This is a genomic window from Microbulbifer pacificus (assembly GCF_002959965.1).
Lineage (GTDB): Bacteria > Pseudomonadota > Gammaproteobacteria > Pseudomonadales > Cellvibrionaceae > Microbulbifer > Microbulbifer pacificus_A.
Genome location: NZ_PREV01000027.1, coordinates 557,507 through 571,094 on the forward strand (window position 1 = coordinate 557,507; position 13,588 = coordinate 571,094).

The 13,588-nt window shown below is 59.5% G+C and carries 10 protein-coding genes; 4 read left to right on the forward strand and 6 right to left on the reverse strand.

The window, feature by feature from the left end:
* Positions 1-114 precede the first annotated feature (114 nt).
* Together C3938_RS13145 and C3938_RS13150 are read left to right on the forward strand one after the other, a co-directional pair.
* Positions 115-1,086, forward strand: a complete 972-nt coding sequence (locus tag C3938_RS13145; RefSeq protein ID WP_105103734.1) for an alpha/beta hydrolase — start codon at positions 115-117, stop codon at positions 1,084-1,086.
* An 80-nt stretch (positions 1,087-1,166) separates the two neighbouring features.
* Positions 1,167-2,222, forward strand: coding sequence for a peptidase M42 (locus C3938_RS13150; RefSeq protein WP_105103735.1), 1,056 nt, complete (start codon positions 1,167-1,169; stop codon positions 2,220-2,222).
* Between the two features lie 21 nt (positions 2,223-2,243).
* Here the strand turns inward: C3938_RS13150 and C3938_RS13155 are convergent, their stop codons facing one another.
* From C3938_RS13155 to mltF, 5 genes are all read right to left on the reverse strand, one after another.
* The gene (locus C3938_RS13155; RefSeq protein WP_105103736.1) at positions 2,244-2,672 is read right to left on the reverse strand and encodes a hypothetical protein; all 429 of its coding nucleotides are present in this window, start codon (positions 2,670-2,672) and stop codon (positions 2,244-2,246) included.
* A gap of 134 nt (positions 2,673-2,806) precedes the next feature.
* On the reverse strand, positions 2,807-4,546 hold the full coding sequence (gene dld / locus C3938_RS13160) for a D-lactate dehydrogenase (RefSeq protein ID WP_105103737.1): 1,740 nt from the start codon (positions 4,544-4,546) through the stop codon (positions 2,807-2,809).
* A complete protein-coding gene (locus tag C3938_RS13165) occupies positions 4,543-4,824 on the reverse strand; it encodes a PepSY domain-containing protein (protein WP_105103738.1) in 282 nt (93 codons plus the stop codon). Before C3938_RS13165 ends, dld begins: the two co-directional genes overlap by 4 nt.
* Before the next feature lie 26 nt (positions 4,825-4,850).
* Positions 4,851-5,363 carry a hypothetical protein gene (locus C3938_RS13170; RefSeq protein ID WP_105103739.1) on the reverse strand — a complete coding sequence of 171 codons (513 nt, stop codon included), beginning with the start codon at positions 5,361-5,363 and terminating at the stop codon, positions 4,851-4,853.
* A 146-nt stretch (positions 5,364-5,509) separates the two neighbouring features.
* Positions 5,510-6,988, reverse strand: a complete 1,479-nt coding sequence (gene mltF, locus C3938_RS13175) for a membrane-bound lytic murein transglycosylase MltF (protein ID WP_105103740.1) — start codon at positions 6,986-6,988, stop codon at positions 5,510-5,512.
* Positions 6,989-7,556: 568 nt separating this feature from the next.
* Here mltF and purL point away from each other — a divergent pair.
* Together purL and C3938_RS13185 are read left to right on the forward strand one after the other, a co-directional pair.
* Complete coding sequence (gene purL / locus C3938_RS13180) at positions 7,557-11,435, forward strand: phosphoribosylformylglycinamidine synthase (protein ID WP_199775604.1); 3,879 nt, start codon at positions 7,557-7,559, stop codon at positions 11,433-11,435.
* Between the two features lie 518 nt (positions 11,436-11,953).
* A complete protein-coding gene (locus C3938_RS13185) occupies positions 11,954-12,277 on the forward strand; it encodes a TfoX/Sxy family protein (protein WP_105103742.1) in 324 nt (107 codons plus the stop codon).
* Positions 12,278-12,299: 22 nt separating this feature from the next.
* On the opposite strand, the gene C3938_RS13190 is transcribed toward C3938_RS13185, so the two are convergent.
* The gene (locus C3938_RS13190; RefSeq protein ID WP_105103743.1) at positions 12,300-13,427 is read right to left on the reverse strand and encodes a cation diffusion facilitator family transporter; all 1,128 of its coding nucleotides are present in this window, start codon (positions 13,425-13,427) and stop codon (positions 12,300-12,302) included.
* Positions 13,428-13,588: the final 161 nt, after the last annotated feature.

Here is a 13,588-nt window from a genome sequence, read left to right on the forward strand (position 1 = left end):
GTTTCACTGCCTGCTCGCGCAGAGCGGTTGTCAGGAGAGTTACAGGTGAGATTTTGTCACGCAAAGGTTTCGCGACATCTGCCGCGGCACCGGGTCCCGGTGTTCCGCCGGTTCATGCTTCCCGTCGTTATGCTGTGTATGGCGCTGCCACCTGTCGCGTGGTCGGCATTGGCCTTCCCGGTGGACGACTCTTTTACCGCGGAGTCGGCGTTCGTTAGGGAGCACAAAAATTATCCCGACATCCGCATTACCCGGATTGAACCGGCGGCGGGGGTGGTTGTGGAGCGGAATCGGGTCTATCGCCAGATTGGCACGCGCGCATTGCATATGGACCTGTTCCGGCCTGGGGGTGCGAAACCGGAATCCCGGCGTCCTGCCGTGCTGCTCATTCATGGTGGCGGCTGGCGCTCTGGCAATCGCACCATGCAGGAACCTATGGCCACCTACCTCGCCAACCGTGGTTTCATCACCGCCACGGTGGAATACCGGCTGTCGCCGGAAGCGCGTTATCCGGCGGCGGTGCAGGACATCAAGACGGCGCTCTGCTGGCTGCACCGGAATGCCGGTGAGCTGGGTGTGGATCGCAAACGTATTGCTATTCTCGGGGCCTCGTCCGGTGCGCAGTTGGCGACTCTGGTTGGGGTGACTCCCGGATTGTCAGCCTTTCGCACAGAGGGTATGGGGCGCCTGGAGGCGTGTGAGTCTGTTGCGGCCATTGTCAATCTGGATGGTATCGTAAGCTTTGTCACGCCTGTGGCTCTGGCGCATGAGAACGATCCGCGCAAGAACCCTTCAGCAGCAGGCGCCTGGTTTGGAGGCCGCTTCGAGGAAGTGCCGCATCTCTGGCGCGAGGCTTCGCCGCTGGAATACGCAGGGAGTGGTTCTCCGCCGACACTGTTCATCAATAGCAGCAAGCCGCGCTTTCATGCCGGGCGCGATGAGTACGTCGCGAGACTGACGGCGGCGAATGTTCAAACCGAAGTAATGACGCACCGCGAAACGCCACATCCATACTGGCTGTTTGATCCCTGGTTTGAGCCGACGGCTGAGAGGGTGGAAAACTTTCTTGAACGTGTGCTGAAATAACGGTCGCAATGGGCGGATTTTGCTCGCTATACTCGCGCCGAATCACAGGCGTAAAAGCGAGGGGAGTAGAGGTTCGCGGAATGCAACAGTCAGAACAATTTATCGACCTGCTCAAACTGCTGGTGCGCAGCCCCAGCGTGGTGGGCGCCGAGCACTCGTTTTTCCGGGTTCTGCAGCGCGAGCTGGAGGAGCGCGGCGCCCATGTCACCTGGTATGAAGGCCTGTTGGTGGCCCAGGGGCAGCGTCCCCACAGTGCCAAGTTCTCAGCGCACATCGATCGCCACGGTCTGATCTGTACCGGTCCCAATGAATTCCAGTACGCGGCTTTCGTCTCCGGTCACCGTTCCGACCTGCTTGGCAATTCCGTATCGGAAAAGCTGATGACCAAAATTGTGGATCGCTTCCAGGGCGTATCCGTGACGGCCTATGAGCCCTGGTCCGGGTCATATTTTGGCTCCGGGGTAATCCGCAGGGCCTATGTGTGTGGCTACCGCAACAACCTCATCTTTGAGGTGGCAGGGCTTGAGCATGTGGTGGCGGGCACACCGGTAGCGTTTACCGACCGCCTGAAAGTCAGTGATGGTATACTCAGTGCCCAGCTCGACAACGTACTCACTGCCGCACACCTGGTGCATCTGTATGGGCTTGGCTTTCAAGGTACCGCGTTTTTTACCGCGCAAGAGGAGTCTGGCAGTAGCTGGCGTTATCTGCTGGAGTGGTTCCGCCGTTTCAATGGTGGCACCGAAAAATTGATTGTGGTGGATACCAGTCCCTATCCCGACCGGATCAGCGCGGACGCCCAGCAGGTGGTGTTGCGGCGTCGTGACGCCAATGCCGAGTTCCACCCCGGCACCACGGAACGACTCGCGGCGCTGTGTGATGCGCAGGGTATTACCTACAGCTACAAAGACACCTATATCGAAGCACAAAATCACAAGGCTATCGCCGAGGGACAGGAGCCCCAGTCTCTCGGGAGTACCGAGCTCGGACGGATTGTGTCGGCGTCGTCCGGATTTGTGCAGGGCACCACACTGCAGATTCCTACTACCGGTTACCACACCATGCAGGAATCGGCGTCCATTCAGGCCAACAGTGCATTCAGCGACCTGCTGTTTGCGATTGCCGCGGACGGGTGATCCCCCAAGCGGGTAACCGGATCAGAACTCATCGCTCATCTGGTAATGGTTGCAGCGATTGTTGCAGTAGGGGCGGTCAGAGCGGATTGCGCCGCTTTCCGGGTGTACGGTCAACTGTCGCTTTTTGTTGCCGTGCAGTGCCACCACATTCCAGTAACCGTTGCGAAACCGGATGTTGGAAAACGAGTGGAAACCCAGCTGCTTCAGGCGCATTTTCACAGCGCCGGCACTCAGGGCAATTTCAGACGGTGTAGCCCCATCCAGATCGGGGCCGTACAGATGGGGCGGGATCTGTGATTGCGGTGAGCCGGAAAACTGGAAATCCTGCGCGGTAAATGGCCCCGGCTGCTGGGCGACTGCAGCGGCTGGCAGTGCGATTGCCAGGGCCAGCGCCCTGAAGTGAACTGAAATAGCGCGATGGGCCGAAAGCCCGTGGGTGGCAAACAGCATGGCGTTCCCCAAATTGCCTTTATCCCGTCATTGATAGGGTGGCAATGCCTGAACGCCCACTTTTTCTCTGACCGTATTTCCTGCGCTGCGGTTTTCCTGATACGGATTTCTTTTTTCTGCTCGCGGCGTACGGCTTAGCCGCAACCGCAGTTGCGACGAAACTTGTCCATTTTGCCAATACCGGGGTTGAAGGTGTTGGTGGGATCCAGCTGTTCAAAGAACTGGCGCTGTGCCTCCGGCGCCTGATACAGATGTCCTACATTGTGCTCTGCCGGATAGCGCGCACCGCGACGGTCGAGCAGTTGCAGCATGGCCTTTTTGACCGCTTCCGGATCCGCGCCCTTTTTCAGGATGTAATCCTGGTGAAACACGTTACACAGGAAGTGTCCGTAATAGAGCCGGAATTTCAGCTGCCCGGCAATTTCCGGGGGCAGGTGTTCTTCCCACTCCATATCGTTACGGCGAAGGGCGATGTCCAGTGGCAGAAGTTCGCCCACGTCATTGTGGTGTACGGCGCAGTAGCGGATGGCGGCCCCGGCGGACACAAAGCGGTGCAACATCGCCTTGGCGGCCTCCTTTGCGGTACAGGCAAAGTACTCTCCGCTGTTTTCCGCGCGGCCGAAAAACTCCCTGAGCCAGGACTCTGTGGGTTCGATATTCCCATCCGCCACCTTGACGATGAGATGGTGCACGAATTTTTCCCGGTATTCCCGCATTCTTGGCGGCAGGTGTGCGGGAAGCAGCAGGCTGAATTTCTGCAACATTCGGTCGGTCAGAAATTTGGGCAGGAAACGGCGTTTTTCCAGCCAGGCATCCACTCGTCCTTTTAACGCAAAAAAACGCGGCATATTGCGTGTGCCAAGTTTTTCGATGGTATAGAAACTGTCTTTGCCATAGGTCGCGGCCAGGTCGAACATGTCCCTGTGCAGATATTCCCCCAGCAACGGAATCTCCGGCAACTCGCGCAGCAGCCCTCGGCGAAGACGCGCGAACGTCTGCGCATCGTTGCTGCCGATATAAAAGGTCCGGGTTTTCCGCGGAATGGGAAATGTGTCCAGACGCACAGCAAACACCGCAACCTTGCCCGCACAGCCACTGGCTTCAAACAGGCGTCTGGGGTCGGCGTTGAAGCGCGCCGGGGTATCGGCATCCACATCGCGTATGCGCGTTGCATATTCCAGATCTGATGCCATGCGCACACGCTCGTTGTGTTCGGAGTAGTGCAGCGGTCGTATCTGGCCGAATTCGCCGCGCTCCAGATTCGTCAATATTTCTTCCGGCGTCGCGCCGAGGTCGATGCCCAGGTGGTTGATCAAGTGTAATTTCCCGCACTCATCCACGCGTGCGAACAGCGCGAGTTCGGTATAGGCCGGACCGCGCTGGCAAAGGGCGCCACCGGAGTTGTTGGCGATGCCCCCGACGATGGAGGCACCGAGACAGGATGAGCCAATCTCGGAGTGGGGCGCACGCTGGATTGGTGCGAGCCGCTTTTCCAGTGCATGCAGAGTGGCGCCGGGCAGCGCAATGACCTGTTTGCCATTTTCCAGCAGGTGGATGCCGTTCATGTGCAGGGTATTGATCACAATCACCGGACGATCGTAATCGCAGCCACTAGGTGTTGAGCCTTCGGTGAGGCCGGTATTGGCAGCCTGAAGAATAATGGCGGCACCGGCGTCGACGCAGATTTGCAGCGCGCGCCAGAGTGGCAGCAGCTTTTCCGGGAAAATCACCGCGAGGGCATCGCCTTCGCCGGAGCGAAATCCCCTGCGGTAATGCTCATTGCGCGTGGGATCCGTAATGATCCTGTCCGCACCGAGCAATTGCTCCAGGTTCAGGAGCAATTGCCGGTTGTTGTCGCAGTCTGACGTTTTCAGTCCCGGTCTTCCTTCATCTGCAGGATTTCACCACTATTGGGATCTACTTCGAGATCGTATTTCTTGCCTTCTTTGTACGCCTCGACCTCCCAGCGGCCGCGGTCGAGGGATACATCCACCACCGGGGTGTACCCCTGCTGCTCCAGCTTGGTGAGGAGCGTTGACAGTGCCATGGCGCCGGGCGGCGGCATTTCATCTTTGGCGCTCGCCTGCGTCGCGGTCATGGCGGCAATCCCGCTTAGGGTAACGGCAAGAAGGGAGTTTTTTACATTCTTCATGGGTTCTCCTTGGTCAGATCCGCGGATCAGTCGTTCTTGCTGAGGCGCTGCTGCATCATAAAGCACCACTCGTCGCTGCCACCGTCCGGACCATGGGCGCCGTCGCCGCCGGTCAATCGATCCATGGCGATGAACCACTCGTCACTGCCGACATCCGGGAGGCCAGTGGGGTACTGTTCGGCAATGGCTGCGGCCTGGTCGCTCATTACCTGCTGGTTGACCCATTCGAACCACTCGGCATTGCAGATCAGCTGGCCTTCACTGTTGGGGCTTTCGGGGTTTTGTTCGGATGACTCGCTCGAGGCGGCATCCGCATTATCTGTCGTGGAGGAGGACGCATCACCCGGAGCGGTGGAGTCTTTTGGCGCAGGAGTGGATGGACTGCTGTCATCCGTTTCATCCACGGTAATTTCCTCCACGACTTCGGTTTCTGTCTCGGTGTTGCCCGGCTCGTGGGTTTCCGTTTTACGGCTGCAACCGGTGAGGGCGATGGAGCTTGCCAGCATGGTTGCCAGTGCGGCGAACAAGAGCGTGCGCATGGTTGATCTCCTAGCTTGAGGGGAAATTTGGCGCCACATGAAGTGGGCATGTGAGATAAGCATAGGTTGATTTTTGTGCCTTGCACGGGCCCTGAAACAAAACAGGCGGCCAGTGGCCGCCTGTTTTGTCTATCGATCGGTGAGGGCTACAGGGCCGATTGAGAGCTCGCGGCCTCGGCGGCGGGCAGGTCCGCGAGGGTTTCGCCATTGTCATTGGCGGCGGCCGCAGCGAGCCGCTGCTCTTCAATGCGACTGGTCCAGGTCAACAGTGCCTGGTAGTGGCGGATGTTTTTGACATAGGTGACCGGTTCCCAGCCGCGGGCGTAGCCGTGCTTCAGGGTGGCGTAGTACTGGCGTTTGGCCAGCAGCGGCAGGTGCTCACGGACATCTGCCCAGCGGTCCGGGCTGCCGCCCATGCGCTCGGTCAGCACACGGGCATCTTCAAGGTGACCGTAGCCGATGTTGTAGGCGGCCAGCGCCATCCAGGTACGGTCCGGCTCGCGAATGCGCTCAGGGATTTTGTCGCGTACCTGAATGAAATAGCGTGCCCCCCCTTCGATACTCTCTATCGGATCGAGGCGGTTGACACCCATTTCCCGCGCCGTAGCGCGGGTCAGCATCATCAGCCCGCGAACCCCGGTGGGCGACTTGGCGCGCGGGTTCCAGTGGGACTCCTGGTAGCTGAGCGCGGCCAACAGCTCCCAGTCCAGATCGTATTCTTTCGCCACCCGCTCCATTTCGGTACGCCACTGGGGCAGGCGCTCACGGCTGAGCTGGGCGAAGGTCTGTGCGCCGCCGACATTCATTTTGCTGACATGCCCGAAGTACAGTTCACGCAGCTCCGCCACCAGTCCGCTGGTGTTGGCCCGCAGCATGAAATTGCGCGCGGCGCGGTAGAGGGTGTCGTCATCCCCCTTGGGGAAGGCCCAGGATACCGGCTGGAACTGGGTCAGGTTGAAGGCAATGTGCGTGTTCGGGTAGAGGCCGCGATGGACTGCGTAGGCATTGGAGTCCACAACCGCATAGGGGTATTTGCCCTCGTTCACCAGGTCCACCAGCTCCATGGCGTCTACGTCGGAAATTTCTTCCCAAGTGAGTTCCGGATAGCGCTCGGACAGCTTGCGCAATTGTTCGGCATGGGCGCTGCCGGCAATGACTGCGATATTTCTTCCGGCGAGGTCGGCCACGCTGCGGGGGCGACTCTCGCCCACACGGTAGATGACTTGCTGGCGGATCTCGAAATAGGACGGGGCAAAGCGCACCTGCTCGCGGCGCTCAGGGGTCACGGTGAGTCCGGCGGCAGCCAGGTGGGCCCCGGAATCCGGATTTTCCAGTTCGCGAAACAGGTGGCCCAGATCGTGCACATCCCGAATCTCAAGGGCGACACCCAGCTCGCGGGCAAAGGCGTCGAGCATGCCGTATTCAAAACCGGTGTGGTTGCCGTTGGCGTCTTCGTAATAGGTGGTGGGTCCGTTCTGTGACAGGACCACCAGCTTGCCGGAGGCCTTGACCTGCTCCAGCAGGCTCGGCGCCTTGCTCGCCACCAGGAGAGAAGCACAACAGGCCAGCGCCGCGCACTTCACCAGGCGGCGGCTGTATCGCAACAGTCGGCTTTTCATGATCATAGGTTGTTCCCTCGAGTCCGTTCTCTGCTTTATTTTCAGCGCATCCGACTCGAGGAAAGCTGGTCAGACGCGTCAGTTCCTGCGGGCGGCGGCTCCATTGCCACCCGCGCGCAAAGCCCGTTGTCTACAAATTGAACAGGCTTGGGTCAAAAGCGCGGCAATTCTACCCTAAACCTCTGCGCGCTGACCAATCAGTTAACGGTGTCGTCCTAACCTTTGTGACCGATTGGCTTGTTTTAACAGGGTAAGTGTAGTACTTGACGCCGACGCCCAAATGCCCGAATCCGGCCTGGTGAAGCAAATCGCGCCAGAGATTGCCGGGCCAGAGAGTTCGTGGTGGTGTTGCCCACCCCCTTCATCTTTACTGCTCTTACACCTTGCCCGTTATGTGCCGGCCTGCCATCTAACGGAGAGTTGGCGGCGGCAGTGTTGGAGCGCGATCGCTTCGGGTACAATGCGCGCGCTCACGATACCCCTCGTTCCTGTGCGGCACTCGCCAAAGCCAATCCCGTAGCCGATTGCTTATGCCCACAGGCGCTCAATTCCAGACAAGAGGCTAACTCCCGCGATGCTAGTTCTGCGTGGTGCTCCCGCACTGTCGAAATTTCGCCATCAAAAACTTCTGACCCAACTCCGCGCCCTGCAGCCCGCCATCGGGGATGTATACGCCGAGTTTGTTCACTTTGCCGACAGCAAAAAGCTCGGCAAGAAAGAGCAGGCCCTGCTGGAGCGTCTGCTGCAGTATGGCCCCACCGAAGAAAAGCATCAGCCCGAAGGCGAACTGCTGCTGGTTGTGCCCCGCCCGGGTACCATTTCGCCCTGGTCCTCCAAGGCCACGGACATCGCCCACAATGCGGGGCTGACCCAGATCCACCGCCTGGAGCGGGGGGTTGCCTACTACCTTAGCGGGGTCAAATTAACCGGGGCTGAACGCGATCTGCTGGCTGCGGAACTGCACGACCGCATGGTCGAGAGTGTCTTTTCTGATTTGGCACAGGCTGAGCAGCTGTTTCAGGTGGAAAAGCCGCGTGCCATGGGGCGTGTGGATGTACTCAAAGGCGGCCGTGAGGCGCTGGTGGAAGCCAACGTGACCTTGGGTCTGGCACTGGCGGAAGATGAGATCGACTACCTGCTCACCAGCTTCGAAGAACTGGAGCGCAACCCCACCGACGTGGAGCTGATGATGTTCGCGCAGGCGAACTCCGAGCACTGCCGCCACAAGATCTTCAACGCCAGCTGGACCATTGACGGCGAAGAGATGCCGAACTCCCTGTTTGGCATGATCAAGAACACCTACCGACTGGGCGGTGAGAATGTACTTTCCGCCTATGCGGATAACGCCGCGGTAGTGGTCGGTCACAACGCCGGTCGTTTCTACCCGGATCCTGAGACCAGGGAATATGGTTTCAGCCAGGAAGCCATCCATCTGTTGATGAAGGTGGAAACCCACAATCACCCGACTGCCATTGCGCCATTTTCCGGAGCCGGCACCGGCGCTGGCGGCGAGATCCGCGACGAGGGCGCCGTGGGCCGCGGCTCCAAGCCCAAGGTGGGGCTGACCGGTTTCACCGTGTCCAACCTGTTGATCCCCGGCTATCTGCAGCCGTGGGAAGCGGATTACGGCAAACCGGAGCGCATCGTGACCGCCCTCGATATCATGATCGAAGGCCCCATCGGCGGCGCCGCGTTCAATAACGAATTCGGTCGCCCGAACATCTGCGGCTACTTCCGCACCTTTGAAGAAGACTTCGACGGCGAGCGCCGTGGTTACCACAAGCCGATCATGCTGGCGGGCGGCTACGGCAATATCCGTGAAGAACATATCGAGAAGCCGGAATTCCAGCCCGGTGCCAAGCTGATCGTGCTCGGCGGCCCGGCGATGCTGATCGGCCTCGGCGGCGGTGCGGCCTCCAGTATGGCCAGCGGCTCCAGCTCCGCGGACCTGGACTTCGCCTCGGTACAGCGCCAAAACCCGGAGATCGAGCGCCGCTGCCAGGAGGTCATCGACCAGTGCTGGCAACTGGGCGACAAGAACCCCATCGCCTTTATCCACGACGTGGGCGCCGGCGGTCTGTCTAACGCCTTCCCGGAACTGGTGAAAGACGGCGGCACCGGCGGCAAGTTTGAACTGCGCAATGTACCGTCCGACGAGCCGGGCATGAGCCCGCTGGAGATCTGGTGTAACGAATCCCAGGAGCGCTATGTGATGGCGGTGATGCCGCAGGATCTGGAGCGCTTCCAGCAGATCTGCGAACGCGAGCGCGCGCCCTTCGCTGTAGTGGGCGAGGCCACCAGCGAGAAGCATCTGACCCTGAACGACAAGCAGTTCGATGCCAAGCCGGTGGACCTGCCTATGTCCGTGCTGTTCGGCAAGCCGCCGAAGATGCACCGCGTGGCCGAGAAACGCGAGGCCAAAACCACCGCGTTTGATACCAGCAATATCGACCTTGCAGAGGCCGCCGAGCGCGTACTGCGTCTGCCGACGGTTGCCAGCAAGAACTTCCTGATCACCATCGGCGACCGCACCGTAACCGGCCAGGTTTCCCGCGATCAGATGGTCGGCCCCTGGCAGGTGCCGGTGGCGGACTGCGGGGTGACCACCGTCGCCTACGACAGCTACGCCGGTGAAGCCATGTCCATGGGTGAGCGCACCCCGGTAGCTCTGCTGGACGCGCCGGCGTCCGGGCGTCTCGCTGTCGGTGAAGCCATCACCAATATTGCCTGTGCGCCGATTGCGCAGCTGTCCGACATCAAACTCTCCGCCAACTGGATGTGTGCTGCCGGCCACCCGGGCGAAGAGGAAAAACTGTACCGTACCGTGGAAGCCATCGGCATGGACCTGTGCCCGGCGCTCGGCATCACCATCCCGGTGGGCAAGGACTCCATGTCCATGCGCACTGCGTGGAACGACGGTGGTGAAGACAAAGCGGTGACGGCGCCCCTGTCGCTGGTGATCTCGGCGTTCAGCCCGGTCACCGACGTGCGCAAGGTGGCAACCCCGCAGCTACGCCGCACCCAAAAGGGCGAGACGGAGCTGATGCTGATCGACCTGGGCGCCGGCAAAAATCGCCTCGGGGGCTCCTGCCTGGCGCAGGTGTACAACCAGTTGGGCGACAAGCCGGCGGACCTGGACGACGCCAAGCGTCTCAAGGGCTTCTTTGAGGTGATGCAGGAGCTGCTTGCGGAAGACAAGGTCGTCGCTTACCACGACCGTGCCGATGGCGGTCTGTTCACCACCCTGGCGGAAATGAGCTTCGCCGGTCGCGTCGGTATCGACGTGGAAATCTATGATCTGGGTGAAGATGCCATTGCCGCGCTGTTCTCTGAAGAACTCGGCGCGGTGCTGCAGGTGCCCGCCGCGGATGCGGACATGATTGCCATGCGCTTCGCCTCCGTCGGTGTTCCCGCCCACCAGATCGGTGGCTTGAACGACAAGGAGCTACTGCGCATTACCCGCAATGGTGAGGAAATCTTCAGCCGCAGCCGCGCTGAACTGCAGCAGATCTGGAGTGAGACCAGCTACCGTATCCAGGCCCTGCGCGACAACGCCGACTGCGCCCGGCAGGAGTTTGATGCGCTGGCGAAGACCGCCAAGCAGGATCCGGGCCTGTCTGTGAAGCTGAGTTACGACGTCAACGAAGATATTTCTGCACCGTACATCAAAAAAGGCGTGCGTCCGAAGGTGGCCATCCTGCGGGAGCAGGGCGTCAACAGCCATGTGGAAATGGCGCATTCCTTCCACCGTGCCGGCTTCAACGCGATCGATGTGCACATGAGTGACATTCTTGCCGGTCGCGTAGAGCTGGATCAGTTCAAAGGTCTGGTGGGCTGTGGTGGTTTCTCCTACGGCGACGTACTCGGCGCCGGTGAGGGCTGGGCCAAGACTATTCTGTTCAACGACCGCGCCCGCGATCAGTTCGAAGCCTTCTTCAATCGCAAGGACACCTTTGGCCTGGGCGTGTGTAACGGTTGCCAGATGTTCTCCGTGATCAAGGAGCTGATCCCCGGTGCGGGCCACTGGCCGCGTTTTGTGCGCAACCTGTCCGAGCAGTACGAAGCGCGCTTCGCGCTGGTGGGCGTCGAAGATTCCCCGTCCGTACTGTTCAAGGGCATGGCCGGCTCCTACATGCCGGTGGCTGTGGCCCACGGCGAAGGCCGTGTGGAGTTCGCGAGTCAGAAGGCGCTGGAAGCCTGTGAGCAATCCGGCACCATCGCCATGCGTTTCCTCAATAACAATCAGCAGATCACCGAGACCTATCCGGCCAACCCCAACGGCTCGGTCAACGGTATCACCTCCCTGTGCTCTGAAGACGGCCGTGTCACCATCATGATGCCGCACCCGGAGCGCGTCGCCCGCGCCGTCAGCAACAGCTGGCGCCCGGACGAATGGGAAGAGGATTCCGGTTGGATGCGCCTGTTCCGCAACGCGCGCGTATTCGTAAACTGATATTTTTCCCTGTCGGGAGCCTGCGTGCAGGCAAAACAGAAAGCCCCGGAAATCCGGGGCTTTCTTTTATCCGGGATTCGAATGGCAAGCGGGAGCATTTGTCTGGTTGAGGGGTAATTTCTGTCCAGCGTTGCTGGCGGGTACCTGTGTCGGGAAAGAAAAACCCATCTCCCGGGCGCCTTTTATATTCTTTGCTACACTTGAAGCAATAATCGCAATAAATTTTCAAGTATGGCAGCCGTACCGCAACGACAGGCTGAGTACATCAGCCACCTCGTTTCAGCATGCAGCAACAGGCTTCTGACGCTGCACGGTCTTATCATTGCGGATCGCCACTCCGGCACGAAATTTCCCCTCAATTTAGTATTGCCAACTCGCGAGATCGGCACCGGTTGTGCGGCGCGAATTCCTGCGTTCGCAAACTGTGTGGGTCCCCGCCGGGCCAGGAAATAAGCTGGAAAGTTTGAATATTGAGGAAACAGAATTCACGGGACGCGAAGTCAATCAAGGAGAGCGCTATGAGTTACAGCGAAGAACTGGTAGAGAAAGTGCGAGAGCTGTTGCCGAAAAGTGACGCCCTGACGGAAAAACAGATGTTCGGCGGTCTCGCATTCATGCTGAACGGCAACATGGCTTGCGGTGTAGTGGGGGAAGAGCTGATGGTGCGGGTAGGGCCGGAAAACTATGACAATGCGCTGGGGGAGCGCTACACCCGCCCCATGGACTACACCGGAAGGCCGCTCAAAGGCATGGTGTATGTGGAGGAGGACGCCATCATCGAGGACCTCAACGGTTGGGTCTCCCGCGGTGTGGAGTTTGCCGAAACACTTCCCCCGAAATAGAGAAGTATGTGGCCGTGCGGGGTCATTGACCCCGCGCTTCCGAGTCCAGGAGTTGCGGGTTGTCCAGCTTGGATGGCGCTGCAATCCCGTCGATTTCAATGGTCAAATGTGAAACCTGTGGGCAGCGCTGTTTCAGATCCGCTTCCAGAAAATCAATCACCAGCTCCGTGGCTTCCAGAGTGGCCTGGATAATGGCACGGGTTTCGGCATAGTCCACCACATTTTCGGTGCGGCGGTGTTCCGGAACCCGCTCCAACAGCTGCGCAAGATGCGACTGAATCCGGCTGCGCATATTGCGGGTAAGTACTTCTTCCCGAAGCTCGATTGCCGCCACAACCACCGTGTGCCGGTCATCCACAATCACAGAACGCAGATCGTGATAGCGCTCGATCTCCCGTCGGTCTTTCACGATGTCATGAAACGCGCGCTCGGCATCCTGATCGCGAATACTGGTCAGATAGCGCATATTCACAAGGCCGAGAAAAATTGCCGTTACTCCCAGCATGAGTGCGATCAATACGGAGAAGCTGATATCCCAGCGCGGATCTCCGGTGAGCTGGGTCATTCCGATCCCGGTTGCGGCGAGAATCACACCGGTTACGGCGATGGAATCCTCCAGTAACACCGCGATCAGCGTGGGGTCATCGGCGTCCGCCAGATAGCGGAACGGGTTGCGGACGCCCTCGGCGCGCATGCGCGACAAAAACTCTCTGCCCGCCACCAACAGAACATAACCTTCAAGTACCAGGGCAATCGCCAGCACCAACCCGGAAATCCAGATGGGGTGGATGCCGAAACCGAATATCTGGATAACATCCGGGCGTGGGAGGTGGGTGAGGTTCTGATAGGCATGCCAGGCGTGGGCGAGGCCGAGCCCGCAACCGATGGAGAACAAGCCGATGGCACTCCAGAGGTTCCATAGATATTTCTTTTGCCCGTGCCCGAAGGCGTATTCGCCATCCGCCGGCCGGCTGCCCCGATTCAAGCCAATCAACAGGAACAGTTGATTCAGCGTGTCCATCAGGCTGTGCACGGCCTCATTCATCATTGCCGCGGAGTGGGTCGCCAGAGCCGCCAGCCCTTTTAACACGGTAATAATGGCATTGACAAAAATGGCGTAAAGAACGGCTTTCTTTGAGCCCTGGGCCATAAAAAAATCCTGCAGATGTCATCAGTCTTTCGTTAATCCGCGCCAATGCCGGTTTGGCGTGGATCGCCGCATTGGACACGGTTGCGATCAAGTGTGCCATAAGGTGGCGTCTACACTTGCTCTGATTTGACGGCGCGACGCAACCCGACATTGGAATACCC

Excerpts from the sequence above, each read along its gene's own strand:
- C3938_RS13145 (WP_105103734.1), top strand. The coding sequence starts at position 115 with ATGCTTCCCGTCGTTATGCTGTGTATGGCGCTGCCACCTGTCGCGTGG.
- C3938_RS13150 (WP_105103735.1), top strand. The coding sequence starts at position 1,167 with ATGCAACAGTCAGAACAATTTATCGACCTGCTCAAACTGCTGGTGCGC.
- C3938_RS13155 (WP_105103736.1), bottom strand. The coding sequence starts at position 2,672 with ATGCTGTTTGCCACCCACGGGCTTTCGGCCCATCGCGCTATTTCAGTT.
- C3938_RS13165 (WP_105103738.1), bottom strand. The coding sequence starts at position 4,824 with ATGAAGAATGTAAAAAACTCCCTTCTTGCCGTTACCCTAAGCGGGATT.
- C3938_RS13170 (WP_105103739.1), bottom strand. The coding sequence starts at position 5,363 with ATGCGCACGCTCTTGTTCGCCGCACTGGCAACCATGCTGGCAAGCTCC.
- mltF (WP_105103740.1), bottom strand. The coding sequence starts at position 6,988 with ATGATCATGAAAAGCCGACTGTTGCGATACAGCCGCCGCCTGGTGAAG.
- purL (WP_199775604.1), top strand. The coding sequence starts at position 7,557 with ATGCTAGTTCTGCGTGGTGCTCCCGCACTGTCGAAATTTCGCCATCAA.
- C3938_RS13185 (WP_105103742.1), top strand. The coding sequence starts at position 11,954 with ATGAGTTACAGCGAAGAACTGGTAGAGAAAGTGCGAGAGCTGTTGCCG.
- C3938_RS13190 (WP_105103743.1), bottom strand. The coding sequence starts at position 13,427 with ATGGCCCAGGGCTCAAAGAAAGCCGTTCTTTACGCCATTTTTGTCAAT.